The organism is Cedecea sp. P7760, from assembly GCF_013386425.1.
Lineage (GTDB): Bacteria > Pseudomonadota > Gammaproteobacteria > Enterobacterales > Enterobacteriaceae > Cedecea > Cedecea selenatireducens.
Genome location: NZ_JACARU010000023.1, coordinates 138,020 through 164,498 on the forward strand (window position 1 = coordinate 138,020; position 26,479 = coordinate 164,498).

The 26,479-nt window shown below is 49.4% G+C and carries 22 protein-coding genes; 11 read left to right on the forward strand and 11 right to left on the reverse strand.

Features of this window, described 5'->3' with window-relative positions:
• Positions 1-98: 98 nt before the first annotated feature.
• From HX778_RS09830 to HX778_RS09845, 4 genes are all read left to right on the forward strand, one after another.
• Positions 99-1,406, forward strand: a complete 1,308-nt coding sequence (locus HX778_RS09830; RefSeq protein WP_038475244.1) for a sensor histidine kinase — start codon at positions 99-101, stop codon at positions 1,404-1,406.
• Entirely contained in the window at positions 1,406-2,023 is a 618-nt protein-coding gene (locus tag HX778_RS09835) for a response regulator transcription factor (protein ID WP_176981877.1), read from the forward strand. The genes HX778_RS09830 and HX778_RS09835 overlap by 1 nt, the downstream gene beginning before the upstream one ends.
• Before the next feature lie 92 nt (positions 2,024-2,115).
• On the forward strand, positions 2,116-2,613 hold the full coding sequence (locus HX778_RS09840) for a heme-binding protein (RefSeq protein WP_038475248.1): 498 nt from the start codon (positions 2,116-2,118) through the stop codon (positions 2,611-2,613).
• Positions 2,614-2,631: 18 nt separating this feature from the next.
• Entirely contained in the window at positions 2,632-3,315 is a 684-nt protein-coding gene (locus tag HX778_RS09845; RefSeq protein WP_081948172.1) for an outer membrane protein, read from the forward strand.
• A gap of 43 nt (positions 3,316-3,358) precedes the next feature.
• On the opposite strand, the gene zinT is transcribed toward HX778_RS09845, so the two are convergent.
• The 4 genes from zinT to HX778_RS09865 all read right to left on the reverse strand — a co-directional run bounded on the left by zinT (position 3,359) and on the right by HX778_RS09865 (position 5,352).
• A complete protein-coding gene (gene zinT, locus HX778_RS09850) occupies positions 3,359-3,997 on the reverse strand; it encodes a metal-binding protein ZinT (protein WP_370527381.1) in 639 nt (212 codons plus the stop codon).
• Positions 3,998-4,122: 125 nt separating this feature from the next.
• The gene (locus HX778_RS09855) at positions 4,123-4,653 is read right to left on the reverse strand and encodes a phospholipase D family protein (RefSeq protein ID WP_370527382.1); all 531 of its coding nucleotides are present in this window, start codon (positions 4,651-4,653) and stop codon (positions 4,123-4,125) included.
• A 5-nt stretch (positions 4,654-4,658) separates the two neighbouring features.
• Positions 4,659-5,171 (reverse strand): GNAT family N-acetyltransferase, encoded by a 513-nt coding sequence (locus HX778_RS09860; RefSeq protein ID WP_038475255.1) that lies wholly within the window; start codon positions 5,169-5,171, stop codon positions 4,659-4,661.
• A 4-nt stretch (positions 5,172-5,175) separates the two neighbouring features.
• Positions 5,176-5,352 (reverse strand): hypothetical protein, encoded by a 177-nt coding sequence (locus tag HX778_RS09865; RefSeq protein WP_176981878.1) that lies wholly within the window; start codon positions 5,350-5,352, stop codon positions 5,176-5,178.
• Between the two features lie 409 nt (positions 5,353-5,761).
• On the opposite strand from HX778_RS09865, the gene HX778_RS09870 reads away from it, so the two are divergent.
• The 4 genes from HX778_RS09870 (at position 5,762) to HX778_RS09885 (ending at position 9,815) form a co-directional block, all read left to right on the forward strand.
• The gene (locus HX778_RS09870; RefSeq protein ID WP_176981879.1) at positions 5,762-6,901 is read left to right on the forward strand and encodes a D-alanyl-lipoteichoic acid biosynthesis protein DltD; all 1,140 of its coding nucleotides are present in this window, start codon (positions 5,762-5,764) and stop codon (positions 6,899-6,901) included.
• Between the two features lie 126 nt (positions 6,902-7,027).
• Complete coding sequence (locus tag HX778_RS09875; RefSeq protein WP_176981908.1) at positions 7,028-8,146, forward strand: MBOAT family O-acyltransferase; 1,119 nt, start codon at positions 7,028-7,030, stop codon at positions 8,144-8,146.
• Positions 8,143-9,576 (forward strand): AMP-binding protein, encoded by a 1,434-nt coding sequence (locus tag HX778_RS09880; RefSeq protein ID WP_176981880.1) that lies wholly within the window; start codon positions 8,143-8,145, stop codon positions 9,574-9,576. The genes HX778_RS09875 and HX778_RS09880 overlap by 4 nt, the downstream gene beginning before the upstream one ends.
• Before the next feature lie 17 nt (positions 9,577-9,593).
• Positions 9,594-9,815: an acyl carrier protein gene (locus HX778_RS09885; RefSeq protein ID WP_038475264.1), complete on the forward strand. Its 222-nt coding sequence runs from the start codon at positions 9,594-9,596 to the stop codon at positions 9,813-9,815.
• A gap of 86 nt (positions 9,816-9,901) precedes the next feature.
• Here HX778_RS09885 and HX778_RS09890 read toward each other — a convergent pair whose 3' ends face one another.
• Complete coding sequence (locus tag HX778_RS09890; protein ID WP_176981881.1) at positions 9,902-10,429, reverse strand: hypothetical protein; 528 nt, start codon at positions 10,427-10,429, stop codon at positions 9,902-9,904.
• A gap of 52 nt (positions 10,430-10,481) precedes the next feature.
• Positions 10,482-11,210, reverse strand: a complete 729-nt coding sequence (locus tag HX778_RS09895) for an HNH endonuclease (RefSeq protein ID WP_370527380.1) — start codon at positions 11,208-11,210, stop codon at positions 10,482-10,484.
• 242 nt (positions 11,211-11,452) lie between these two features.
• Between HX778_RS09895 and HX778_RS09900 the strand changes: the two genes are divergently transcribed.
• Entirely contained in the window at positions 11,453-11,767 is a 315-nt protein-coding gene (locus HX778_RS09900; RefSeq protein WP_176981882.1) for a PTS sugar transporter subunit IIB, read from the forward strand.
• A gap of 106 nt (positions 11,768-11,873) precedes the next feature.
• On the opposite strand, the gene HX778_RS09905 is transcribed toward HX778_RS09900, so the two are convergent.
• Positions 11,874-12,350 carry a WbuC family cupin fold metalloprotein gene (locus tag HX778_RS09905; RefSeq protein WP_176981883.1) on the reverse strand — a complete coding sequence of 159 codons (477 nt, stop codon included), beginning with the start codon at positions 12,348-12,350 and terminating at the stop codon, positions 11,874-11,876.
• 527 nt (positions 12,351-12,877) lie between these two features.
• Here HX778_RS09905 and HX778_RS09910 point away from each other — a divergent pair.
• Positions 12,878-16,501, forward strand: coding sequence for an ATP-binding protein (locus HX778_RS09910; RefSeq protein WP_176981884.1), 3,624 nt, complete (start codon positions 12,878-12,880; stop codon positions 16,499-16,501).
• A 579-nt stretch (positions 16,502-17,080) separates the two neighbouring features.
• On the opposite strand, the gene HX778_RS09915 is transcribed toward HX778_RS09910, so the two are convergent.
• Entirely contained in the window at positions 17,081-19,123 is a 2,043-nt protein-coding gene (locus HX778_RS09915) for a hypothetical protein (RefSeq protein WP_176981885.1), read from the reverse strand.
• Positions 19,124-19,643: 520 nt separating this feature from the next.
• On the opposite strand from HX778_RS09915, the gene HX778_RS09920 reads away from it, so the two are divergent.
• Positions 19,644-20,084: a DUF6389 family protein gene (locus HX778_RS09920; RefSeq protein ID WP_176981886.1), complete on the forward strand. Its 441-nt coding sequence runs from the start codon at positions 19,644-19,646 to the stop codon at positions 20,082-20,084.
• A 131-nt stretch (positions 20,085-20,215) separates the two neighbouring features.
• Here HX778_RS09920 and HX778_RS09925 read toward each other — a convergent pair whose 3' ends face one another.
• From HX778_RS09925 to HX778_RS09935, 3 genes are read right to left on the reverse strand one after another with little or no spacing between them, the layout of a single operon-like run.
• Positions 20,216-22,414: a DEAD/DEAH box helicase gene (locus HX778_RS09925; RefSeq protein ID WP_176981887.1), complete on the reverse strand. Its 2,199-nt coding sequence runs from the start codon at positions 22,412-22,414 to the stop codon at positions 20,216-20,218.
• Positions 22,411-23,727: an ATP-binding protein gene (locus HX778_RS09930; RefSeq protein ID WP_176981888.1), complete on the reverse strand. Its 1,317-nt coding sequence runs from the start codon at positions 23,725-23,727 to the stop codon at positions 22,411-22,413. The genes HX778_RS09925 and HX778_RS09930 overlap by 4 nt, the downstream gene beginning before the upstream one ends.
• Positions 23,728-23,730: 3 nt before the next feature.
• Complete coding sequence (locus HX778_RS09935) at positions 23,731-26,040, reverse strand: TerB N-terminal domain-containing protein (RefSeq protein ID WP_176981889.1); 2,310 nt, start codon at positions 26,038-26,040, stop codon at positions 23,731-23,733.
• Positions 26,041-26,479: the final 439 nt, after the last annotated feature.

Below are 26,479 nucleotides of genomic sequence, written 5' to 3' on the forward strand. Positions count from 1 at the left end.
GAACAAGACGGGCACACAAGCGCCCGTCTTTTTTTTGCCTAAAAGTTACTCCATACTGAAGCCCACGTTTTAACCCGTCGCCGACAAAAGGACTCCGCATGTTAAGGATAATCAGCTGGCTGCTGCTCACGCTGCTTAGCTGCGCGGGGCTTGGTGCCTGGTTCTTGCAGCAGCAGTACGAAGAGAAGTCCGCCGACTTCCGCATTCTTTATCGTGAAATTACGGTCAAGCTGTCGCAGCACGACGCCATCATCCCGCTGCTGCCGGCCAGTCAGGACGCCGGTGAAGTACAAAAGATCCTGCCGCAGCTTGTCCTGTGGCGGCGGCATAACAACCTTGAACCGCGCCTGCCCGTCGTTGCTGAAGCCCATGGCCGCTACTGGCTGAACCGCCCTAACCTTTCGCTGCTGATTGATCTCCCGACGTTGCTCGACACGCTCGGCGAGAAAAAGAACTTCAGGCATCTGGCCATCAGCTGGAATAACACAATACTTTGCGAACATGGCGACGCCGCCGCAGATTACTGGCGGTGGGATAAAACCGTCGCCAGCCCTACGCAGCCGTTTTTAGTTTCGGTCAGCGACAGCCCTGAATGGGCGAAGCTGCCCTGGTGGCTTATCTTTTCTCCTGCACTTTTCTGGGCGCTGGCGATTTATTTGCTGACGCTGTATCAGGCGAATAAGCGCCGCCGGGATATTGCCGATCTACGCGCCCGCTACGCCGAACTGACGCGGCTGAATACCATGGGGGAGCTGGCGGCAGGCATGGTGCATGAGCTAAACCAGCCGCTAACCGCCGTTATGAGCTACAACCAGGCGGCGGTGAGGCTGATCAAGCAAGAGAATCCGGCCCAGGTTCCCGACCTGCTGGATGCCGCCGTGCTACAAATCAAGCGCATCGACGCGCTGCTCAGCCAGTTCCGCCAGAAGCTCACCAGTGAACGTGCCGAGTACCAGCAGGTCGATCTCCAAAGACTTTGGCAGCGGGTGTGTAAACTTCTGGATAACGAACTTCGCGGCGGCAAAATCCGCGCCACCAGCCAGTTTGCTGACGACCTGCCGCCGCTGTTTGCCCCGCCGCTTTGGGTGGAGCAAATCCTGCATAACATCGCCAGTAACGCGATTCAGGCACAAACCGGCGGTACAGGCTGGATACATCTGGACGCCAGGATTGAAAATCAGGGTATCGCGCTGACGCTGACCGACGGCGGGCCGGGGCTTTCCCCCGAAGCGCTGGAACAGGTCTTTATCCCGTTCTTCACCACCCGCGCGCAAGGCATCGGGCTAGGAATGGCGCTCGCCGATACGCTAATACAGCGCCTGAACGGCACCATTGAAGCCGGCAACACGCCAGGAAGCGGAGCCTGCTTCCGCCTTTGGTTCCCGCTACGGGATGAGGAGAAATAATGGAACCGCGCATCTGGCTGATTGACGATGACGCCGCCATTCGCGACTCGCTGAGCCTCCTGCTTTCTACCGTCGGCTGGCAAACTCACGCTTTCGACAGCGCCCTGGCTTTTCAGCAGCACGCCGGTGACCTTAGCCAGCTCGACGGCTGCATGCTGCTGGATATTCGGATGCCGGGAAAAACCGGGCTGACGCTGCTGGAGGAATGGACGCAGCAAGGCCTGACGCTGCCGGTGATTATCATGACCGGACACGGCAACATCGACCTGTGCCGCCGGGCTTTTAAGAACGGTGCCTTTGAGTTTCTGACCAAGCCCGTTGATGCCGATCTGCTGTTCGAGGCCGTCGGGGCGGCGATGGAACAGCAAAAGGCCCGGTTTGAGGCACGGCAAAAATGGCGGCCGCTGCAGGAGAAACTGGCGACGCTTACCGCGCGAGAAAAAGAGATGCTGGAGCAGCTCATTCAGGGTTATTCCAGCAAGGAAATTGCCCAGCAGTGCTCGCTTTCCCCTCGCACCGTGGAAGCGCACCGCGCCAATATTTTCTCCAAGCTGGAAGTGAATTCCCTGCCTAAGCTGCTAAAAACCTACGGCGACATCGCCAAAGAGCCTAAGTAAAACTACCTGGAAAGTTAGGTGTTCGCGTCAATTTCCCGCCTGCGCCTCGTTTCATAATATTGCCCCATAACCAACAACTCTGGAGCAACATCATGAAACGTCTTCTGTTAAGCGCCCTGCTGCTGGGCGGCATCGTCTCAACCGCCAGCGCCGCCACCGGCGTGCTGAGCCAGAAAAACATCTCCCTTGAGCTGGCCGACAAGCTGGCACAAAGCGTCCTTCAGGTGTGCGCCAAAGATAACTACAACGTGGCTGTCACCGTGGTTGACCGCTCAGGCACGCCGCTGGTGATGAAGCGCATGGACAACGCCGGGCCGCACACGGTGGAAGCCAGCCGCATGAAGGCCTTCACTTCCCTGACCACTAAAAACCCAACCGACAACGTGATGAAAGGCTCTCAGTCCAACGCGGGTGCGGCCAATATGCGTGATATCCCAGGCTTCCTGCTGCTGGCGGGCGGCGTGCCGGTGAAGGCCGGTGAACAGGTGATTGGCGCGGTCGGCGTCGGCGGCGCGCCTGGCGGCCATCTGGATCAGGCCTGTGCGCTGGAAGGGCTGAAAAGCATTGATAAAGAGCTGAACGCGGGCTAACACGACAAGGTGCGGGATATGAATCACAAGAAAAGTTTACTGGCGCTGGCGCTTTTGCTGAGCGCTGGACATGCCGTCGCGGCCACCAGCGATGAAGGCTACTACGCCTCGGCGAAATACGTGCACAGCGAACAGCGTGCCAGCGACCAGGACACCAGCAGCCGCCCGGGCGTTGGCCAGTTTGTTGACGGCAAAGAAAAAGACAGGCTCGGCGGCGCTTCGCTGGCGGCGGGCTACCAGTACGGCAACGGCTGGCGCACCGAAGGGGAATACACCTTCCGCCAGAAAACCGAGTTTACCAGCGGCTCCACCGCTTTCCCGACAAGCTTCAACCACCTGAAGCTGAACACCGAGCGGCTGATGCTTAACGTTTATCGCGACTACGATCTCGGCTATGGCGTGTCGCTATTTGGTACCGCTGGCGTCGGCGTTGCAAAAGTGAAAGCCGGCGGCTGGCAGGGCAACACGTCCCGTGAATATGCCGACAGCACGCAAAACAATCTAGCTTATTCGCTGGGCGCGGGCGTCAGCTACTCGCCAGTCGATCGCCTGAGCATCGACGTTGGCTACCGCTATGTGGATATGGGAAAAGTGGAAAGTGGCTACAACACTTTCGGCAACGTGCGCGGCCTGAAGGACGAGCAGATGAAGGCTCGCCTGGCCTCCAGCGAGTTCACCATTGGGACTCGTTACCTGTTCTAAGCGTCAAAGCAGCGGGCCGCGAAGACGCGCCCGCTTAACTTCGTTAGTGATGCAGCATCTCGTCGACAACCTGGGCTTTGGTCATATTGTACGGGTAAAACGTCGGCCAGTTATCCATCTCTTTCAGCAAGGCATCTTGTGATTCACTCCCCATAAAGATATGGAAATGCTGCGACTGACGCGGGGCAATGATGTGGTCGCTAAACTGGACGAACTTCGGCGCTTTTGACTGCGCATCTTTGCACTCAAACAGATAACGAACGCCCTTCTTTCCCGAGGTGTAGGTCAGGATTTTGTGTCCGGCGTAGTCGTAGCGGCAGCTTTGCACCTCTTTGCCGACGTGAAACTCGATGACGTTATTTTCAATACCCATCGTCTCCACGTTTGTCGCATAGCCCTTTTGGTAATACGCCCGGTACTCCGCCAGGCTCTTGCCACTCTTTTTGGCTTTTTTCTCCAGCACCGGATCCAGATCCCCGCTCAACAGATACGGATTGACCGACTGCCAGACGCCGTCCCAGTCGGACAGGGCGCGATCTTTCACGTTCACGTCGTCAAAGATCCCTTCACTCGCCTTTTGTTCCACTTCAGTCAACGGCTTGCCGTGATGATGACCGTGCGCCAGCGCCTGATGCCCAGCCAGCAACACGCCCATGCCCAGAATAAACGCCGATTTTCTCATGATCATAATGTCCCCTTGTGTATCCCTTACACGAAAAGAAAGAACGTTATAACATAACAAATGAAACATCAATCAGGTTTTCTAAAGGGCTCACAAGGACGAGTGAAGGTATGGGGTGGAAAAGTTTATTGAATTAATTTGAAAGGCACGCCCAGCGCCCAGCGGCTTTCCCAGTGGGAAACGTACTGGCGGGCGATGTCCGGCATATCGCGGAGCACCACCACGTTTTCGCTGTTTTCTGTTTCCGCTGAAGGCGCGTAATTAAACGAACCGGTTTCAATGGTTTGATCATCCACGATGATCGTTTTGTCGTGCTGGATGTGATAATGCCCGTCGATGCGCAGCTGAACGCCGTTCGCGACGGCAAAGTTCATCGCTTTCAGGCTGGCTTTGTTCTGATTGCGCTTTTTATCGACCACTACGCGCACCTCAACGCCCCGCTTTTTCGCGTCCACCAGCGCCTGAGCAATATCGGGAGCCTGGAAGGAGTAACTTATCATGCGGATAGACTTTTTCGCCCCGGCAATAACCTGCAGCACAAGCGCCCGCGCCGAGCCTTCCGGCGAAAAGCCAACCTGAACGTTCGGTGTGGCAATGGCCGCCGCAGGCAGGCTCAGTGCGGCAATCAAAAAAGCAGACAGAAGACCTGATTTGATCACGTTTAAAGACTCCTGCCCAGAATATGTATGGTGCTGGTTTGCGTGGCGCTGGAAAACGTTTCGCTGGTTAAGTGGCGCATACCCTGGGCCTGGTAAAACCGCCTTGCGCCGAGGTTCCCCTCCAGCACTTCCAGCCAGAGGTAACTCTGCTCTCGTTTCTGCGCCAGCTGCAGCACTTCTTCGAACAGCAGCCTGCCGTAGTTTTTACCCGTCTCGCCGGGCGCCAGATAGAGCTTGTTAAGCAAAGCGCCGGCAAAAGAATGCTCCGGTACCGGGCGGTTCCAGCTGATTTTGGTAAACCCGACCGGCTTTTCAGCCTCGGCAATAAACCAGCTGACCGTAGGATCGGCCAGGCTTTCGGCCAGCGTATCCTGGGCGTATTCCTGCTCAATAAAGGCCTGAAGTTCCTCATCGGAAACCCAATACTGTTCAAAGTGATAGCGATAGCTGGTGCTACCCAGCGCCGCCAAAAGCGGGGCATCTTCAGGTTTTGCTCTGCGTATTTTCAAACTCATGGCATTAACTCACGGTGAAGGTTTCAGGCAACTCATAACGGAACGGACAAACATATTGCTCCAGCCGCCGATAAAATGCAGCTTTATTTTCTTTATCCCTTCCACGACAGGTAGCCAGGTACGCCATGAAAATAAAAGCCAGTAAAATCAATGCCATTAATAACACCCAAAGCATCAACATATTAAATTAACCTTAAGAATTTATTTTATTTACCAATATTTAAAATATTACTCAAAAACATCACTCATAAATAAACAATTAAGTTCCTCTGCCGGTGAAAAAAGTTATTTTTCTCATCTTTGCTTATCCACCGGGCGCCGATTGTCTTTGTCATTAATCGATACAGGAGAGATCGACAACCTGACATAAACGACGGTAAAAATCCCCACAGCCTGCCCAGATTTATGTTGACATAACGCCGCTAATTATTATTACCCCGCTACGTTCATTGTACATACCGTTACACAGCAACGCTCATCATCGGGGGGATGCCTGGTATATAGTGCTGCGGTACACAGGGATGGTTTGTTGTGTTGATAAAAAATAACAAATTTTAAACAAACGGTAGTCATGTAACCTTACATTAATAATGAACATCAAAAATACACTCTGCCTGCATATCCTGATGGCGCTGCTTGCCGTCTTGCTCCTTTGCGTTCCCGCCCTGGTGACGAGCTTCTCCACGCCGCTAACATTCCAGCCGTTGATTAAATCAATGGAGGGCACGCCGAAAGAACAAAAAGAGAAAATAGCGACGATTTCCCATGCATTACAAGGCAATGCGCTATTTTTCCTCGGGGCCTCCGAAGTGTCGACCTCGGAAGATGAACATTACGCGGTATATAATTACTTTAATAAGCAATTACATCAGCCGGTGGTGGCCTACGGGGATAGTTATGTGGATAACATCACTCAGTTCCTGCTGCTTTCGCGTTTTAAAAATGACCTTAACGCAAACAGTAAAGTGGTTCTGTTGTTTGCCCCGGACAGTTTTTATTTTGACACAATTCCTCCAGCCATTTTTGCCGATCATTTCCCGGCCGCTATTTTTAATCCCCTGATGGAGGATGAAAAAGCCCGTCCTTACCTCGTCAATTATTTACATCACATTGATAGAGAGGACATTAGCCATTTAACCTTTGGCGAAATGAAAATATATGGCTGGCATCCGCAAATTATTTGGCAGGAAGTTAATTATGAGTTTGCTAACTTCTGCACGATGGTCAAAAACCACTGGCTGGCGCTGCTGCGTATTGTGCCTGAGACGCACCGCCCCTGGCCGCAATCGGCTAAAAGCTACGTGGCTCCCGATTGGAACCAGCAGCTGGCTCACGCCCGTGAGTTAAACCAGGTCCGCCAGGAAAGCGCCGCGACGTTGTGGATGGACAAAAGCGTTTATGACGACGAGAAAGCGGCGGAAGAGTGGTATGAAACGCCGGTGGTAAACCGCCAGATGGAAGCCTTCAAGGCCACCATCGAGTTGCTGAAGTCGCGCCATGCCCAGTTTGTGGTGATTGTTGACCCGCTTAACCCCTGGGCGCTGAAAAACACCCAAAAATTCCAGCCCGTCGACCGCCAGATCAGGGCATATCTCGAGCAAAACCAGGTGCGCTATTTCGATATGTACGCCCAGCCTTACCAAAACGGCTGGAACTGGGACCGCCTGCATCCGACCGAGCTGGCGTGGGTCGCCATGGACCGCTTTATTGCTGAGAGCTTCGCACGATGAAAACCGCCGTTCGCCTGTTTGTACTTTACCTGCTGCTGGCGGTGACCATTATTGCGTGGTCGTCCGTGGACGACAGCATGAATATCAAAGTGCACTTTGAATACCAAAAATTCTGAAGGATGAATGATGTATAGCTCCGGGACATTTTTTTTCTTTCTGTTTTCATCGGCGCTGCTGTTTGCGCTGGTTAACCGCATATTGCATTACCGGCTAACCTACCTGGCGGCTTTTTCCGTCATCGCCGCGCTGGCCTGGGGATATATTTTCCAGGGCGACTATCTTGTTCCGGGAGCGGTATTCTTTGCGTTTTATCTTCTCGTCACCTTCAAAGAGAAAGGCTGGCTAAAGACATGGCAGGCGGTCAGCCTGACCCTGCTGCCGCTGTTTTTGGTAAAACTCCACCTGAATAACCACTGGGGCATGATTGGCCTGTCGTTTATGACCTTCCGCGCCATTGACGTGCTGCTCTACCGCAGCAAAAAGGATGGCCGCAACTTTTTGCATTACTTCTGCTATCTGTTTATGCCGTTTGTGATCCTCGCGGGCCCGATGTACCGCTGGAGAACCTGGGTGAACGATATCAACCAGCCGGTGTTCAGGCTTGAGCGCGCTCAGTTTCTGCTGGCCGTGGAGCAAATCGTCACCGGCATTGTGCAGAAGTTCTTATTCGCGATGCTTCTCGACAATCTGGTGATTGAGTCCTGGAGCCACCGGCCGTTTACCTTCACCGTCGGCGTGGTGATGTCGCTGGCCTACAGCGCCTACCTCTATTTTGATTTTGCGGGCTACAGCAATATGGCTATCGGCGCCGGGCGTCTGTTTGGCCTGAACATTCCGGCCAACTTCAATATGCCGATTCTGGCCAAAAACCCGCAGGACTTCTGGCGTCGCTTCCACATCAGCCTGTCTGAATGGCTGCGCGATGTGGTCTTTATGCCGATTTACATGAATCTGATGAAGCTCGATTTCTTCCGTCAAAACAAAACTCTGGCACAGAACGTGGGCATTTTCTGCACGCTCTTTTGCATGGGGGCATGGAACGGGCTTGAACGGCACTATGTCATCAGCGGCGCGCTGTTCGGCGCCATTTCCGTCGCGCATAACATGCTGCTGTGGTCAGCCAAACGCAGCCCTGCTTTGAGCAACGGGTTACGCCATCCGGTTATCGCGTTTTCAGGACGAATTCTGACGCTGGCAAGCGCCGCGGCCTCCCTCTACATCTTTAGTGGAATGTCACCTCTATGAACCTTCACTCCGAGCTTCATGAACTGCAGGATTTTCTGCGAGCGGCATTACTCGATCCCGCTCGCCCACACCAGTTAGCCATCAGCGGCAGCGATAGCGCCCTGACCTGGCAGCAGCTTTCTACCGCCGCAGCCGACTGGGCACAGCGTTACGCGCAGCACCAGCAGCCGGCGGGCACGCCGGTAGTTTTGTACGGGCATCAGCAGGCCGAGTTTGCGGTGGCTATCTATAGCTGCCTGCTGCACAACATCCCGTACATTCCGGTGGACTGCATCTACCCGCAGGAGCGGCTGAAAGAGATCTGCCAGCTTGCCAGCGCTCCTTACTATTACGATGTGGTCACGAAGCAGTTTGTAGCGACCGGAGAAGCGGGCAGCGTGCTGGCCGAACCAGATTTGGCCTACATCATGTTTACTTCAGGCAGCACCGGGAAACCGAAGGGCGTGCAGATTGGCCGCGAGAGCCTGTGGCACTTTATGCAGTGGGTGCGCCAGGACTTCGCGCTGCCGGACGTGCCGGTGCTGATGAACCACGCGGTATTCAGCTTCGACCTTTCCCTTATCCCGTTGCTGGCAAACCTCGCCACCGGCGGGCACATCGTACTGAATGCAAAAGAAGACATCGCCGCTGAGAACTGGCTTGAACGCCTGAAAACCAACGGCGTATCGGCCTGGGTTTCCACGCCCTCTTTTGCCTACCAGAAACTGCTTTCCCCGCAGTTTAACGGCGACTATTTGCCCGAGCTAAGCGTGTTTGTATTCATCGGCGAAGTATTAAATAAGGCGCTGGTAAAACAGCTGCGCCGCCGCTTCCCGCAGGCCAAAATCCTGAATTCCTATGGCCCGACGGAGGCGACCATCGCCACCACGGTGATTGAAATTACCGACGAGATCCTGCACAGCGAAAACGACGTGCTGCCGGTGGGCACCATGATGCCGGAGTCGAGGATGGAAATTACCCCGGAAGGTGAGCTGATCATCTGGGGGAAAAACGTCATGCGCGGTTACCTCGGGCTGCCGCAGGAAAACGCGGCGAAATTGCTGCACCGCGAAACTGAGCAATACCGGGGCTACCGGACCGGCGATCTCGGCTACGAAGACGGGCTGCTTTACTGCCAGGGCCGCAACGACAACCAGATCAAGCTGAACGGCTACCGCATTGAGATCAACGAGATTGAAAACCGCCTGCTGGCGATGTCCGGCATTAGCGAGGCCGTGGTGCTGCCGCTGATGAAGTCCGGCGGCGGCGTGCTGCGCATTGCGGCGTTTTGCGTCACCGGCCTGGCGCCGGAAGCCATCAAAACGTCGCTGTCGAAGGTGATCCCGCCTTATATGGTGCCTTCACAAATCATTATTAAAGACGCTTTGCCGCTGAACCCTAACGGCAAAATCGACCGCAAGCTGCTGGACACCCAGGCTCGCACGAATTAATGACTCAGGAAACAAAGATGGAACAAGAAATTCTCGCCCTGTTTGAAAAAGTGTTGTCCCGCAAAGTGGGCTTTAACGATGAGCTGATTGAGTCCGATATTCTCGACTCTATTCTGGCGGTGGATCTGGTACTGGAAGTGCAGGACGTGTACGGCTGCACCATTCCACCAACTGAAGTGGCGAACGTGCTGAAAACCCCGGCGACGCTTGCCGGCTATATTGAAGAAAACCGCGGCTAAGCGTTTCTTGCGGCAGATTGGAAGCCCCCGGGAGTTACTGCCTCCGGGGGCTTTTTATTTCAAACGGGCTTTATCATCCTAAAAAATTACTTTTTCAGATACAACGCGGCGTTAAACTGTGGCTGCTGTTCCTTCAGGAAGGCGTCAACAGATTCAGTGGATTTTCCATACAGATGGGTGCCTACCGGTAAATCGACCATTTTAGTCCCCAGCACCAGGGTAAATACCGGCTGATATTCGCTGCGGTATCTTACTGCGGTGGTGATTTCTAATTTTGCTGCTTTAGTCAGCGTCAGGCTTTCTGCCGTTGTTTTCTCGTCTTCTTTGCGGCCTTTATTGATTAAATTCGCCAGTTCCGTGAGCTTGTCTTTAAAAGCGACTTTATAATCATCCGCATTAGCCTGTTCCAAAAACTCCTGATTCGAGACGTTGTCATCAAAAATCATTTTTACCGAGACAACTTTGTGCTCATCGTAGATGTTACCCAGCTTAACGGAACCGCCGGTGACGGAGATAATATTTTCATTCTTGAATAAAACCGGGCCGGAACTAATTAAGGATGAAACAATAAGGGCAACACCCACGATGGCGCTGCCAGCAATCACTGACTTCATTATAAATTCCCTGAGGTATTTTTGGTGCCAGGATTATAAAGCACCCGGGTTGTTATTTAATAGCCCCATTGACTTTAACCAACTCAAGTTCGCCAAAGTGTGCTTGCCGGTGGCAGTTTGGGCATAGCGCAATCGCATTCTCTACCGAGTCCTCCCCTCCTCTGGAAAGCCATTCAATGTGATGTACCTCCAGATAAGGTGTTCCATTGGCCTTCTTAAACGGTGCTTCGCGTTTGCAGGACTGGCATGTCCCATTTGCTCTGAACAATGTTTCAGCCACAACGTATGGATTACGCTTGAATGCACGGCTGGTCACTTCTATAACTTCAGGACTTTTACTTTCTGCCGCTAAAATCTGCCTGCGCTGGACCGGCGTTAGCTTAGATGCCCGATCTACGGCCTCTTCAAATTCAGACTTTACTTCCCGGAAGCACCATTTTCCCTGAGGATCCTCGTATAGCTCCCACACGCCATGTATTGTCGGGTTATAAATTTCGAAAATATTACCTCTTTTGAAAAGCCGATCGTATTGGTGATGGCGATGTGTTACATCGTCAGTGCGCCGGGCCGTTTTATTGAAACTCCAATAGCTGCGGTTGCAGTTAACGGTGTTAACGATAAGGTTTGCATTAGTGTTATCTTTATAATTCGGGAATTTATTTCTTAGATATTCATCAACCTGAGACACGGTAGCACCCCCCATCATTTCCACTACCTTGACGGTGGTTGATCTTATAGGAAGATCGCCGTATTTAAATTTACGACCAGATTTATTAGCCACTTAAGCTCCCTTATCTTAAATTAATATTCATTCAATACTATTGAGAGTCCATATTTCGTACAACTACCAGATTTGATATTCCAAAGACAAAACTTCTTTAAGAAGCCTAAAAGCAACGAGATAACAACGGCAAGCTGTGAGCATGGTTTCTCTGGCAGTTTTGTCTGCAAACATGAACCCACACACACTTTATGGTTACCACCAGGAATAGTGTATGCCTCAGTTATCAAGAGGACATACTCATGAAAAAGTTACTCATATGTTGCTTGTTCGGGAACACGGCCGGTTCTCTGGCGAAGAAAATGCAGAAAGTAGCAGACGAGGAAGGTTATCAGCTGCTGGTCAGCGCCGTGGGGCTGGATAACTTTGCCAGCGTCCAGCCTGCATTTGATGGTTTTCTGGTTGCGCCGCACATTCAATACAAGCTCGATGAAATCAGGGCTACCGTCGGAGAACAACGCCCCATTGCCGTGATAGAAAGCCTGCCCTATGCGTCACTGGCTGGCGACCAGGTACTCCGCTTTGTGCTTGCCACATTCCCGGAGATGGCCAGTTAGGTTACTTACAGTTATAAACACGAGATAAGAACGGGCTAAAGCCGTTTTATACGGCTTTACGTTTATTTCGCCAGGCCAGGAAAAAGTATGGGTGAGTGCGGTAATATTACAGGGAAAAACCGCCATCTCCCACTTGCGCCAGGGCATACCATTTCATCAGCTCAGCCGCTCCCGGCTCGTTTTCGGCGGGTGCCCATGGGGCCATATCTTGCTCAGCTACAGGCTGGTACGCCCCATGTTTTACCTCAAAAATAACCCCACCTTTATCCAGCGACAACACCGCATGCCAGGTCCCGGCCTCCGTCTCCAGCACCTTGCAGTCTTCACCTAACACAACGCGGTGGGTCACGTTGCCATTGTCATCAAAATTCAATACCAAAAAGCGCCCGCTAAGGGACGTCAGCAGCTCAAACGTGTGCGGGTGACGGTGAGGGCGAACATAGGTCCCCGGCTCCATAGCAATAGCCAGGCGCTGAACAGGGTCGCTCAATTCAGGATGGAGATTACGATGGGCACGTAAGCGAGGAGAGTTTGTGGCTTGCTCGCTTTGTTTTTGTAGATCGCTGAACGTAATTTGTTTCATATTAACCTTTGTGAATGTAGGTCGCTCACGGCAACCAGGACCCCGGATGTCGCAAGGTTTTATGCTATCTCAACAGATGATTAGCCACGGCTTTAGCAGTACAAACCTCTGCCCGGATTATAGACGCTGCGGCTGATGCCCCATAGCCCCAGAACGAGTCTATTTACAACGCCACCGGCGTTCCTGCCGAGGCTTGCTTCAGAATGGCTATGTGCTGGTTGGCAGTAAACGCTTTTTCATGGGGCGTCCTTATGTAGCTGATGAGGACATTGGTCAGGTTGGGGTGTGTTAATTAGTGGGGGGCAGATCACACGGGTAATCGCCTCTGGCTAACCCTCAACCATCGAGTGACACCAACGAATCTGCATTATATTGAGTTACACAGCATGCGTCTTCGCACATAAGCAGTCAGCTAAGCATTCCACCGAGAGCTGGATCTGCGCCAACAGCAAAAGTTAATAGTTTTAGACATCAAGCTAATTATCATAATATCTCTTAACTGAAGGGATATGGAGCTGCAGAAATAAATGACGACACGGCAGTATGCGCAAAAATCAATCTTCGATCTGGAAGCAATTTTCGAACAGTCCCGCAACAATGCTAGTGAACTTGAACAGCTATTGAGCGAGCTGACCTTTCGCAACACTTCCAGGGCGCGGACGCTGACGGCTAAAATCGAGCAATCTCTAACTCTACTTAGCGACCGCAGCGTGGTCGCCATGTCGGCTTCCAGCCCATTAACATGTCATCCCGATTCGGCGTCCATACAATCTTCTCAAGCTGTGTTCCACAATGCGCCTGCAGATGTAGAACAACTGCAACCGAAGACTATCCCAGACGCTGCCATGCGACAGCAATTCGACAAAAACCAAATCGATCTAGGTCCACTCCCGTCTTTCTCTCCGTCAGATAAGGCGAATGATGCACGAGCAATACTGGCAGCATGGACAGCCCTCGAAGCACTGTCGCCTCAAGGTTATAAACGTCCAGAGGATATGGCAACCGGCGACCGCTCCAGGGTTGCTCTATTGGAGCGAGGTGTTCCATGGGGACCAAATGCCCGCAGCAAGCCCAGTTATAAGCTTTATTTCGAGGTCGTCCTCGGCGCCATCGCTCTCGACAAGGCGACGGACGAGCTGGTCAAGGTTTTTGGCGAGGATGAGGAGCGTTCACGCCCGGACGGTAAGAAAGCGGCCATCGGCTCGATCCTGATCGACAAAGAAGGCTATGTACTTGAGGACAAAGGCGTTGCCGTTTCCAGTTTTGCCTGGGCACTTAAGCCGGCTCTCGACCTGAAGCTTGGGAGTTTAGGGAATTGGCCGAATGTTGAGCCGCGCATTATCGAGCATCTGGATCGAATGGTTCGCCGCCACAACGAGGATGGAGAACCCATACCGATCGATTTGGATGTCATTCTTAACGCTTATAAATGGCTTGTGTCTCAGTTCGGTGTACCCGAGCATTTGGTTGAGCCTCCCACATTCTCGATTAAGGTGTTTCATCATTTCAAGGCCAAGGCGCCACCTGAACCTTCGTTACTGAATTCCTTCTATCTTGAAGATCTCGGTGAAGCAACCAAATTGCTCGAGACGGGCAAAGCCGGAACCGGTTTGCTCCGCTATATGGGAATTGGCAGGCCTGACCAAAAAATCGACGTGCTATCGCCCATTTCCGCAGTTGAGCCTTTCGTCGCACCGTCGCTCATGCCGCAGGCCCGTTGGCCTTCGAAAGGCGGCCATCCATTGGTACTGCTTCAACAGGCTGCCGTGAATGCGGCGCGTGCTGAGCTGAATGATGCTCCTGGTATCATCGGTGTCAATGGGCCACCGGGTACTGGAAAGACCACTCTTCTGCGAGATATTGTCGTTGGGTGCATTCTTGATCGGGCCACAGCGATGTGCGGCTTCAATAAACCGCAGGATGCCTTTTCCACAACAGGCGAGAAGCTGGCATTCGGTTCCAATGCATTCCTGCACTTCTACAAGTTACATGCATCCTTGAGGGGCCATGAGATCGTCGTAGCCTCCTCCAATAACAAAGCGGTCGAAAACGTCAGTAAAGAGCTTCCTCTCAAGGAAGCCAATGGTCGCCATGAACAGATCGCCTACTTCCGGTCCATCAGCGACCTGATTGCGAATCCCAAACGCGCTGGCTATTTCGAAGCCGAGGGCGACACACCCTCCGACCCTATCGAAACTTGGGGACTGATTGCCGCAGCACTCGGCAAGAGCAGCAACCGAGGCGCGTTCCAGCAAGGCTTCTGGTGGAATGAGGACGGCGGTTTCCTTACCTACCTGAAAGCAGCTCGCGGCTTAAACGTCTTGCGTGAGATCAAGGACGAACAAACTGGCGAAATCATCGATCGCGTGATGCCCAGCGTGGTCGTCAATGAGCGGCCCAGCACCAACGAAGTGGACGCTTTAGCGGCGTGGCAGAAAGCGCGAACCGTTTTCCTGAAACGCAAGGAGACGGTAGACGCCGAAATCGCCAGCATCGAAGAAATGCGACGGGATATCCAGGCGCTCAAGGGAGCGACCACCGAACTTCAAAGTGTGGAACAGCGTCGTCCGAGTCTGAATGAAGCCGTCGAAGAGGCATACCAGACTGCTGAATCCTGCAAACGGGAGCATGAGAAGGCAAAATCTCAGATCGAGCAGGATAAGATCATGCTCGACAGCCATCTTGCTGGCCGTCCAGGTTTCTTCTCCCGTTTGTTCGCTACTGTGGCCTGGAAGTCGTGGAGATCGACACTGCAGAAGCTCTCGGCGACCTTGCAGCAATCAGTCTTACGGGCGCAGGAGACAGACGGTGCCCTGGAGCTTGCAACGACTGAGTGGAGCAATACTGAGTCCCAGTTACAGCAACTCGACCAGGAAATTTCCAGCAAATGTCAGGCTGTCTCGAAATTGAAGGCAACCGAGGCAGAGGCACGAAATTGCATGGGAGACAGGGTCGTTGATGAGAGATTCTTCGAGCGCGAGCACGAGGCTATCCACCTGACTGCGCCATGGCTTCCCGATGAGGTTCATCGCCTGCGGGAGGATCTTTTCGCCGCTGCCCTGACTGTGCATAAAACGTTCATCGATGCTTCGGCCAGCCGCTTGCAACACAATCTTGGGCTATTGATGTCGGGCATGGTGGCTGGTGCCTTCCAGTCTTCCGCTCACCGTGAACTTCTCCCTGATCTTTGGTCGAGCCTTTTCATGGTGGTGCCGACTGTATCCACAACGTTTGCCTCAGTACGGACGATGTTCGGAGATCTGCCACCAGAAAGTATTGGCTGGCTTCTGATTGATGAAGCGGGCCAGGCCGTCCCTCAAGCGGCAGTTGGAGCAATCATGCGGGCAAAACGCTCCATCGTGGTAGGCGACCCGTTGCAAATCCCACCTGTGGTATCGCTACCCGAAAAGCTGAACGCCGAAATCTGCAAGTTCTTCAACATTGACCAGATCGAATGGTCTGCCCCCGCCGCATCTACGCAGACCCTTGCTGATCAGGCATCGCGCTTCAAATCCACCTTCGTCATGGATGTAGGCGATCGAGAAGTCGGGCTGCCACTGCTCGTTCACAGGCGTTGCCAGAACCCAATGTTCGATGTTTCTAACTCCATCGCCTATGCCGGGCAGATGGTCCATGCTGTCGGGCCTAAAAAACCTGGATCTATCGGCTCGGCTTTGGGGAGATCTCACTGGGTGGATATCAATGGCGATGCTGAGACGAAGTGGTGCCCCGACGAGGGCGAAGCGGTTGTACGAATGCTCAAAGAGCTGGCAGCATCGGGCATTACAAATCCGGACGTATTTATCATTACACCATTCAAGATCGTAGAGCAGAACATGCGTCGGCGTCTCGACAGTGAGACAGATCTGCTGCGGGCGTTCGGCGTAAAGTTGGATGAGTGGTGCCGTGATCGTGTTGGCACGATCCACACGTTCCAGGGCCGAGAAGCGGATACGGTCATCCTGTTACTGGGTGCTCCGAAAGCAAGTCAACAAAGGGCGCGTCAGTGGGCGGCAAGCCCGCCAAACATAATCAATGTAGCCGTCTCACGTGCCAAGCAAAACCTGTATGTGGTCGGCTCGGCTGCTGCATGGGCAGGGGCGGGAACTAGTCTCCAGGTCCTACATCGGCAATTGGCGCAATCAGCCTGACAATCTCCGCGGTGGCCCTCATTGTTGAGGGCTCATCGCGAACAATCTGCAACCTACGTCAGTATCGGACCGGTCGCTACATGTCAAACACTGACATTGCTCACATAATATTCTATGTAGTCATTATCCAACGCCCATCCGAGCTTGATGATTCTTATAGCTCCACTTATATCCACACTGAGGAATAACCTCTAACAACGCTAAGGAGCACGATTATGGGGCTTAAACCTGGTCCAAAACCAATTGCGAAATCAACAGGAAAACCCGATCAACGCAGGCGTGATAATAAGGATACACCCGGCAATACCCCAGGACTGAAACCAAGCAAATCAACTGGGAAGTAATCGTTCAAGGGTATAGATAGTTCATCTATACCCTTAACTCGTCAAATCTGTCGAATTTAGCCCGCTTAGTGCCAGAAGCGGAAGTTCGTTATTGCTATCATCGATGTCGAATTACTTGGACTACTTGACATGAATTAATAGGGTACAAGACGATGCATAATGTGCAAATCGATTGTTTAGTTTATTGAAAGGGAAGACCTACCTTCCCTTAGCATAAAATCATAACCCCAATAATTTAACGCATAGTGAGAAGAAGATTATCAACAGGATGAATTCCATTTCTCCTTTTAATCTTTCTTTTGAACCCAGATATAACTATCCGCGAAGTGAGTTTTTTTATCGGTTTAAACACGGCGGCAACGCAAAGTAAAGGAATAACACCTGATAGTAATGAAGCCACGCTAACCACTGTGTCAGACGGGACATGATAATATGCAATAAATGAAACAGGTATGATCGCTAACAATATAAAATAAACAGAACGAATTAATTTATATTTTAACCTGGCGTTTCTCTTTAAATTCACACCCTCACGGATCCGCGTCTGAATTATTACATTCCTAACTAAGGCCTGGGCTTCAGCTTTAGTTGCAGCTTTTTCTAGATTCGATTTGATGACAAGTTCATTCTTGTCTGCACTTACTTCTTCAAGTTTCTTCTGAAGAGCCTCAACTTGTTTTTCACTTTCGATACCTTGCTCAGCCCGAATTTCGAGTAAAGAGTTTGTCCTAAGTGCATTTTCTATTACATCTTCATCCATAAAACTCATGATATCCTCAACCAGGTCAGGTACAAATCCCTCCGGTTGTAAATTTTTGCTTCTCAACTCTATAACCAAGTTGGCAGCAGTCTCTTTTGACATGGCGCCACTCGCTACAGAATCTTTCATATCTTTGTATACATCAGCGACTTTAGCTGCCACCTGTGTAGAAAGAATAACTTGTGCTCTAGCTACCACATCAAAAGTTGTAGGTAATTTCACTCCATTAGCAAACCCTTTATGAGACTTAAACCATAATCTCTCAGTTATATAGTCTAAAGTGACAGCGAATGGTATCGTTCTTTCTCCCTGGGTAGAAAAGTAATGCGATAGGGATTTGGTTATATTTTTACCCGTGACGAGCAGTGCTCCAGTTTGCTCTAACTTTATATTACTTCTTCCTTTTCTCTTGTAATTTATTTTTGTGAAAACTTTTAAAGCATCAGCAATTTTATCCAACTCATAATCTGGAAACTCTCTTTTTAGTTTATCAAGCATAGAGGTGCTTTCAATATTATATTCTGGCTTATCGTAATAATCAGTGCCTGCATCAAGAGAAATTTTCATTTTTCCCAGTTTTTCAAAAAACTCTATTTTTCTTATTGTAACTTCTGATTTTGTAGAGCAAGTCTGTAGTAGGTTGATCATTCCAGTTTTAGATGGATCTGGATGTTGATTACGCTCGAAAATCTTTTCTGCTGCATAAAAGTAACTTTCAACTTCGTTTTTAGTTTCTTCAAAGTACTTTAATTCTATTTTTGATTTATTGCCTGAGCGATCTCGCAACCCTTTGACCAATAACAGAAACTCCTCAAACATACGATAATGAATCTCGCCATTTAACCCTACAGCATCAAATAGTAACTCTGTATCAAGAACTATTTGAAAATCATTCCTCCATGGTTCAGCATTAACTAAATCTGAGTTATAACAAATACCACCGTAAAGAATCAACCCCTCTTCAACCTTGTTTAACTTATCGGTGAACAGAGAGTTTTCTGAATTCTGAATGATAAACTGACTGATAACTACAGAGTTCTCACTCTGCTTTCTGTCATGAATAAAATATGAATAAAAATCTGATAAGAGCTCTTCAATCTGCTCTGAATTAAGTTCTACCTTACTAAATGACTTAACGAATTGAATGAGCAAATTTTTTATATAGTCTTGTTCTTCCTTTACTTGCTCGTAACTTGCTTTTAGAGTGTTATTTCTATCAAATTTTTCGGTCACATAATATTTGCTATTATTAAATTCCAACAACTCTTTTTTCTTGAGTCTATTTTTTAGACATGATTTCACCACAGCTTCAGGTATATCAAACCCATAATCAGAGTTTAGTTTCTGAGAGCACTTAGTTACGTCAAACTCCCATAGCTGATGTATGACTATAGTTGAACATAGAAACTGGGCTAAAACATCGTAGATATCTTTCTTATTTTCATGTAATTGACGAAAAAGAGCTGCAGATGCCAATAAACGTTGATCTTCCATAATTCCTTTCTTGAGAACATTCATACAGCTCCTCCGATCACATTTTTGATGGTTTGATGCAGAAGCAACGTGTACTTATTGAATATTGAACAATAAATTTACAAGATTACTTCAAAGTGTGTCAAAAAATTTTTTAAAAAAATCTATCTAAAACTAGATTTCCTTTACATGAAAATATTTCATAACAAAACCAAAATTTTCAGAATTTTATTCTCTTATTAGTCGTAGGGTCTTAGGTTTGTTCGAGGTTTCCATCTGAAGCCCTCAAGCCGATGACCGGCTTCCCCTGACCCGCACCCATTAGATGAGCATACATCTCTGCGAGCAATGTCATCATAGTGACCCTGACATTCGGTGTAACTCAGTCCGCTTCTCGCTCACTGCGGATCTTTAGGTCCATCAGCTCATCCGTAGCGTGCCAGGAACGGAAGTTGCAGCGACGAAATATGATAAATTATGTAGGGCTGATTACAATTAAGGCAAACTTAACAACCTTAGCCATTTATATATCAGCGTGATGAGAAAAAACAGGGAGACATAAGCTTTGACGGCGACTGAATACAGAGAAGTATTGAAAGACACGTTAAAAATCCACACACAAAGTGCAGTCGATATGATCTTTAAGATCAAGACTAACTTTCCAGAAAAAGCTAAGTCAGTCGACGTCGGTATCCATTCTAATCAGGATCAGGATAGAATGTTTTCTGTCATGGTTCATCTATGTGGCACAGACCTGTATGCTCTCAACAAAGCTATAGCGGATTATCGATTGCTATTTGATATAAAATTTATCGGTGGCAAATTACAACCAAATACCCCGATATTGGATCCTGACGAAGTTTCATTTTCGATCAATGACTTGATTGTTGAAGTTGGCATTGATTGGATTAATACTCTATGGGATTTGTCTGGCGGTCTGAAAATTCCAGGATATGTATTTGGAGACGAATGTTTTTCAAGGGACCTTATACAATTTAGCAAATGAATTGTCTGCTCCTCGCTCAAAGCAGACTTTATGACCTCGATTTCCGGCAGTTCCGAGCTAAGAGCGAACATTGAAATCATAAATCGGCCTAAATCTTAGGGGAGCATCTCCCCCCTTATTATGTAGCCAGTTTACTGAAGGTGTTGCTTTAACCAAATACGAGTGCCTTCAATGTCATACGCTTTTTCCCCAAATCCTTTCGCAAGCAGGGATTCAGGTAAATACTCATCATATTTATCAAGGTACTTTTCTGGAACATCTTTGGCAAGTTCAAATGCAGATGGTAAGTCTGACAACAGCATTTCTTTAAGCGCGTGCTGAACAGAAACTACACTTGAGTTATCGATTTCTATAACACCAGCAATTGAATTTGCTTTAAAACCACAACGTATGAGCAAGGCTGTAATCGTATTCACAACTTTATCCCCCATCCAGGGAATTACATAACAGTGTTGCCCACTCGTAATAAAATACTTATTTTGCAGGTCATAACGCTGAAAGTTACTACAGCCTTCAGCAAATAGGTTTCTGGCGGCAGAATCGGCATAATCAACTCTCTTACTACCTATTGCTATGCGGTAATCACCTTCCCTATAGATAGCGAGCATTTCCTGACGAACTGCATCATGAACAGACATTCCTCCCCCACTAAATTGTGGCGGCTGGCCGCCTTTGGTCGCCTCTACATAGATAACTTTTTTCTCTGTCTCGATCTCTGTCACTTTCCAGCGCCGCCCACCGAAGATGATGTGCTGGTCAGGTAGCAGTGGGGAGTCCACAGGTATTGTTCCAAGGGTTCTGTTTCCGGTGACAATACGGAATTCTTCTGGTGTATTGAACACTGCATAAAAAGTGTAATGGTTAGTCAGTTTCTCCCCCTCTGCCCCAACAACTATTTCGCCGCTAGCCAGTTGAGTGAGCAGGCCACATGTTCCCATATGTTTAAGCAGACTTTTAAAATCGTTTAAATCTACATTTCTGAACGGCCCTGTCTGGCATAGTTGTGACCAGAGCTGCTCGGCACGAACTCCGCCCCATTGTGCCGTAATAGCAAGAATCTGGTGTAGGAGCGTGGAGTAATGCATCTGCTGGGAATCGGCAGGCTCAAACCATTGTTTAGAGATCATCAACCTGATCATTGCCATCGACTGCACCAACTGCAGCCGTAGGTGGTCAACGATACTGCTAGTCACAGTAAGCTCATTTTCTGTAATTAGCATTCTTAGAACTGATGGGGAGTCACGTCGCCCAGAACGTCCCATACGCTGACGCAGACTGGAAACAGAATGCGGAGGCGTAACTTGTATAACCGACTTAACCTTACCGATATCGATGCCCAACTCGAGCGTCATTGTACAAACAGCTGTTGTGGGCAAATTTCCTTTCTGAAGACGAGATTCAAGCGCCTCACGTAATTCCTTGGCAAGGGAACCATGGTGGGGAAAGAATTCATTCGGTACAATTTGTTCCTCACACATGTCGCTCAACGTTGCCGCAATGCTTTCAGTGCGCTTTCGGCTGTTTGCAAAGACCAAATGAGAATCGCCACGGCAAAGTCTAAAAATGTCAGCGCAAACGTCATGCTCAGCTGAACTCTGAAGTTCTTCCTCTTTTTGGATCACGCGCTCCAGGTACCCTTTGACCTGTACCTGAAGATTGGCCGTGCTATTACTATCTGTAACAGTTACGCAGGGGAGTAGTTTGTCCGGGCGCAACAGTTCAGGCACTTTCTCCAGTTCCCCCAGCGTGGCACTCAACGCAACACGGGGAATTGGATTTACCTGGCGTCCTAGCACATGGTCAATTCTATTGAGCAGAGAAAGCAGCTGTACACCACGCTCTGAGCCTATAAAAGCATGAAACTCATCAATAACGATGTATGCGACTGAAGAAAACGCCTGTTTGAGCCAGCCCATTGAGTTTATGAGCAAAGACTCAAGTGACTCAGGTGTAATCAGTAAAATGCCAGCAGGGTTCGTCCGAGCCTTCTTCTTTTTGCTTTGTGATACATCCCCGTGCCAGGGAGTCACTGGCATTTCCAATGCATCTCCAAGGCTCTCAAGACGACGGTGCTGATCGTTAATCAATGCCTTCAACGGGCTGATATAAATTATGCCAAATCCATTAGTGAGATCTGCAACTGCCGAACAGGCAGGAAGAAAGAAAGCCTCTGTTTTACCCGCTGCGGTACCTGCACTGATTAGCACGTCTCGATCACGGGCTAAAATTACCGGGATAGAACTCTCCTGCAGAGGCCTTAATGTAGACCACCCCTGCTTATAAACCCACTTACGGACGCGGGGATCGAGACTATCGTAGGCACTGCTCATAGTTTGAAGTTCGCAAGACCATCGTCGTCATCGCTTTCCTCCGCGATGGCGTCATCCATATCGCTGGGCCTGTCCTCTTCAATCGCCACACCCTCGATGAGTGTTTGCCAGTTCATCGTTGTGTTTTGTTCCAGCACGGCCAGCATATCCAGAAAACCTTTTATGGTATTACGGGGGGTACGGAAGTAAGCATCTCCAATGGTTTTACTACAGTGATGCAGAAATCCAGTCAGTGCCTCATCTGGTACCAGATAATTCTCTGGATCTCCGCCAGCATAAACATGGCGAAGATTTCTCAGCAAAATATACAGTTCCTCAGGGGTCAGGCTGGCAAGATGCAAAGTGGGGGATGAGTAGTCAATCACTCCTGCTTTTTGCGCGAATCGATTTTCCGCCAGACGTGATTGGAGCGCCTCATAGCTGTAAAGACCTTTACGCGGATCGAAAAGAAACTCTGGCGTCCCCCCGAGGATAAAACCAATGTTCTCGGCTGAGCCTTGCAGGCAGTCATTCAGGATTCGCAAAATCTGTTCGTAGTTCGCTGTTCTTGCTTGCGTATTATTCAGTTTAAAGAGGTTCACCATTTCGTCGAGGCTGACCAAAAGACCGGCATAGCCTGCCTGGCGGACAAAAAGGCTCATCAGCTTCAAAGAGTCATAGAATGAAGCGTCTGAGATAATAGTCCGAACGTCGAGATCGTTACGGGCATCAGTTTTAGTGGTGTACTCTCCCCGTAACCAGCGAATGGCATTGGATTTTAGCGTTTCGTTATCCTGCTCATGCCCCCGCCAGAATGCATCAATGACCTTCGCAAAGTCATATCCGCCGACCATATCTGACAGTGCTGCCAGTCGTTTATGAATAACTGATGAAACCTCGGATCCGTCCGTGTCAGCTTCCTTTCTTGCCTCCGTAACGAACCTTTCAACAACGCTAAGTAGCGCATTACCATCCGGCTTGTTTCTGGTGGACATGTTTTTCATAAGCTCAGAATAGAGATTACGAGCCTGACCTCCCGATGAGTGAATACGTCTGTCAGGAGAAAGGTCAGCACTGACTGACACCAGCTTCTTCTCTAGCGCAATAGAGCGCACAACACTCAGAAAGAACGTTTTACCAGAACCATATTCACCGATGATAAGTCTGAAGCTTGCCCCGCCGTCAGCAATCCTCTCAATATCCTGATGGAGAGCAGTTATCTCATTCACGCGGCCAACCTGGATATGCTGAATGCCTATCCTTGGCGTTACACCTGACTTAAGTGACTGAATAATAGCGTCGCGTTCTTTCACTCTTATACGTGTTACAGACATTCACTATCCCTCTAATTCTTTGGCAATTTCCAGGTCAACCCAGATATCATCATCGGCATCGTCCAGCACCGGAGCATCAACCACCGCATAGGACCAGTCATTGATCACCTCAAGCGCACCGCCGAGCATCAAATTCAAATTTCCGCACAATTCTGTCGCCTCTTTCCGGGACCACTGTTCTTTCTCCAGCAAACTGCGATAAAGCTGGCTATGTGCGGAGTCAAGGCCCCCCGCCTCCGTTAATGAGGCTGGAGCGCTTTCTGATTCTTCCGGTTCTTCTTCGGTGAAAATTGTGTTCAGTAATTTACGGACATCATCCGTGGCTGATTCGTGGCGGGCAAGTACATTAGCATCCAGCGTGAACCCTGCCGTTGGCTGATCAGTTGGTACAGACGAGACGAGATCATGTTCAGCTGCGGAATGCTGATGGATATTGCTCGAGACAGATGAGGGATCCAGACCCAAACTTGAATAAATCTTCTCAAGCTGTTTGATTTCGGCAGGCGCTATTGTGCCATCCGAGCAGGCAACACTAACGATAACTTTACCCACAGCAGCTTTTTCCGCAGCCCCCATCAACTCAATCCTGCTTTTCATTCCAGTCATATTGGCTGGGGTATGAAGCTGCCACGTTAAATACGCATGTAGAGAACGCTTTTCATCATCGGTGAAACCAGTGTTGCTGTTGATAGCATCCTCAAGCACTTTCTGTTCAGCTTGATCAAGAGAATCGTCAATCAAGGCGACCATCGCCCCTAATCTAAGCGTCATTACAGCTGAGATAAATTCAGGAGAAGGTGAGAAGCGTCCACCTTCGGCGGCAGGGAATAGAACAAGTGTCCCATCAACATCCGCCTTAACATGGTGATAATACGGGTCAGGTGCCAGACTGTAGCCCATCTTCTGTGCAAAGGCCTGCATCAAGTCGGCCTCTTTTTTATTGATCTTCGCCGGACAGTTGGAATTCATATGTGACCAATAGTCAGCAACCGAGACGAAGCCCCCCTTATTGAGGATCGCTTCATCAGCCCAATGTTTGAATGAGCTTAATATTTTTTCTGCGCTTTCATTAACGATCTCTGAAGGCAGCAACATAATTGCTGCAGTATCATTGACTGACGTACCATTCCTACCAAGGTAGCGACTGTAAGCATCAAGTTCATCCGTACATATGTCGGCAAGAGTAATAATTTTCTGGACAGGTCCCTTCAATGCAATTGGATCAGGCAGGTCGGGAACTGGAAGTCGGACGCCTCGTAAACTAGGACTTGCAGGTGTGTAATCTAAACGTAAGCGCGTTTTATTCGCCTTAACGACCATCCCTTCACCATATTTGAGGGTGTAACGCCGTTTGAAAAGCGCAGCAAACTCTTTAGCACAGCGGCGAGCCGGGGTACGCAGCGAATACTCGGTATGGTTTATTACCCAGTTCAACGCCAGTTCAGCTGATACAGGAACTCCTTCATGTACAGTTTTTGCCAGAGCCAGCTTAAATTGCATGCTGTTGCTGAAACCTGAATCGCTATCGAGCTCAGTGGCTAAGCCCATGTTCGGGCGCAGAATAGACATGGCTTCGAGTAATTGGGCCGAATATCCACGGAATGAGCGGTTCTCAATGAATACCGATCTTAACCGAGCGACTTCATTGAACAGATTACGGAACTCAGCATCAGGGAATTTTGGGTCAGTGGAATCTACGAGCGCTTTTCTTTCCAGGCCGTAGAGGTAGATAAAAACATAGCCGATAGGACACGATGGATCAGACCTATCGCTGGCGAGCCAACTGACATACGCACCGCGTGCTTCTGGGGAAAGAGAGGAAAAACTGGGCCAGTATCCTAATGAACCGTCCTCGTAAAGATAAGAAGTGGGTTTTATCTTACATGTGTCATCAATTAATGATGCCTCACTTCCATCATCATAATAGCCGCCGGATTCCTGACCGGAGGGCTTCACACGTTGCCCCACGTAAATGTGGCCACCGCTAATTGCTACACCAGCTACAGTTATCATCTCACCCGGAAGTACCCATCGAGCTAGTGCACCTGCTGACTTTGAGGTGTTCCGGTAATGATTGGTTGTCACCCGAAGCTCAACACCCCGGCCACCGCTCAATGTAAAAGTTGCAAGGTTATCGTCTTCACTATCATCGTTTCGCACAACCGCCTCTTTTTTCTTGATGTCAGCGAGCCATTCTTTTGGTGGTGCTTTGACAGGAGTGGAGGTATACGAGGCTGCAGCCTTACGTTTTTTCTTTTTGAAAAACAATAAATAAATCAAATAAATCGCTGCTATGAATATCCATAACTCCATGAGCATTAACCTTAATAAAGATTTTTTCACATACACCAGTAATGGCGAGTGGAAGCAGGGAAGTGAATTAGTCTTAAAATTGTACTTCTAAATTGCTAGGGTTAAAACCAAAATACACGCAAAATGAATTTATTAATTAAATGACAATAACTATTGGTTAAGCATGCTTAACCAGATGTGGATTTCTAGGGTGCAAGAATCTCTGTCAGGCAATTACCTCTAAATAAGATCATATTGCTTTTGTATTAACATGCTTGCAACTACCACATAGATACAGAGCAGATCCTTGCATAGAGGAGCTTACCGACTCGCTGGACAGCGACAATAATCTGGTTTCAAAACCAATCAATCGGATTATATTTTATTAACCTTCAGATGCTCTTACTTAGCAAATCTGATAGCAATGGGATTGTCTACCCAGTGTAAAAGCGGGCGTTGC

Coding starts and splice junctions, on each gene's coding strand:
- HX778_RS09830 (WP_038475244.1), top strand. CDS start 99: ATGTTAAGGATAATCAGCTGGCTGCTGCTCACGCTGCTTAGCTGCGCG.
- HX778_RS09835 (WP_176981877.1), top strand. CDS start 1,406: ATGGAACCGCGCATCTGGCTGATTGACGATGACGCCGCCATTCGCGAC.
- HX778_RS09840 (WP_038475248.1), top strand. CDS start 2,116: ATGAAACGTCTTCTGTTAAGCGCCCTGCTGCTGGGCGGCATCGTCTCA.
- HX778_RS09845 (WP_081948172.1), top strand. CDS start 2,632: ATGAATCACAAGAAAAGTTTACTGGCGCTGGCGCTTTTGCTGAGCGCT.
- zinT (WP_370527381.1), bottom strand. CDS start 3,997: ATGAGAAAATCGGCGTTTATTCTGGGCATGGGCGTGTTGCTGGCTGGG.
- HX778_RS09860 (WP_038475255.1), bottom strand. CDS start 5,171: ATGAGTTTGAAAATACGCAGAGCAAAACCTGAAGATGCCCCGCTTTTG.
- HX778_RS09865 (WP_176981878.1), bottom strand. CDS start 5,352: ATGTTGATGCTTTGGGTGTTATTAATGGCATTGATTTTACTGGCTTTT.
- HX778_RS09870 (WP_176981879.1), top strand. CDS start 5,762: ATGAACATCAAAAATACACTCTGCCTGCATATCCTGATGGCGCTGCTT.
- HX778_RS09875 (WP_176981908.1), top strand. CDS start 7,028: ATGTATAGCTCCGGGACATTTTTTTTCTTTCTGTTTTCATCGGCGCTG.
- HX778_RS09880 (WP_176981880.1), top strand. CDS start 8,143: ATGAACCTTCACTCCGAGCTTCATGAACTGCAGGATTTTCTGCGAGCG.
- HX778_RS09885 (WP_038475264.1), top strand. CDS start 9,594: ATGGAACAAGAAATTCTCGCCCTGTTTGAAAAAGTGTTGTCCCGCAAA.
- HX778_RS09890 (WP_176981881.1), bottom strand. CDS start 10,429: ATGAAGTCAGTGATTGCTGGCAGCGCCATCGTGGGTGTTGCCCTTATT.
- HX778_RS09900 (WP_176981882.1), top strand. CDS start 11,453: ATGAAAAAGTTACTCATATGTTGCTTGTTCGGGAACACGGCCGGTTCT.
- HX778_RS09905 (WP_176981883.1), bottom strand. CDS start 12,350: ATGAAACAAATTACGTTCAGCGATCTACAAAAACAAAGCGAGCAAGCC.
- HX778_RS09910 (WP_176981884.1), top strand. CDS start 12,878: ATGACGACACGGCAGTATGCGCAAAAATCAATCTTCGATCTGGAAGCA.
- HX778_RS09915 (WP_176981885.1), bottom strand. CDS start 19,123: ATGAATGTTCTCAAGAAAGGAATTATGGAAGATCAACGTTTATTGGCA.
- HX778_RS09925 (WP_176981887.1), bottom strand. CDS start 22,414: ATGAGCAGTGCCTACGATAGTCTCGATCCCCGCGTCCGTAAGTGGGTT.
- HX778_RS09930 (WP_176981888.1), bottom strand. CDS start 23,727: ATGTCTGTAACACGTATAAGAGTGAAAGAACGCGACGCTATTATTCAG.
- HX778_RS09935 (WP_176981889.1), bottom strand. CDS start 26,040: ATGGAGTTATGGATATTCATAGCAGCGATTTATTTGATTTATTTATTG.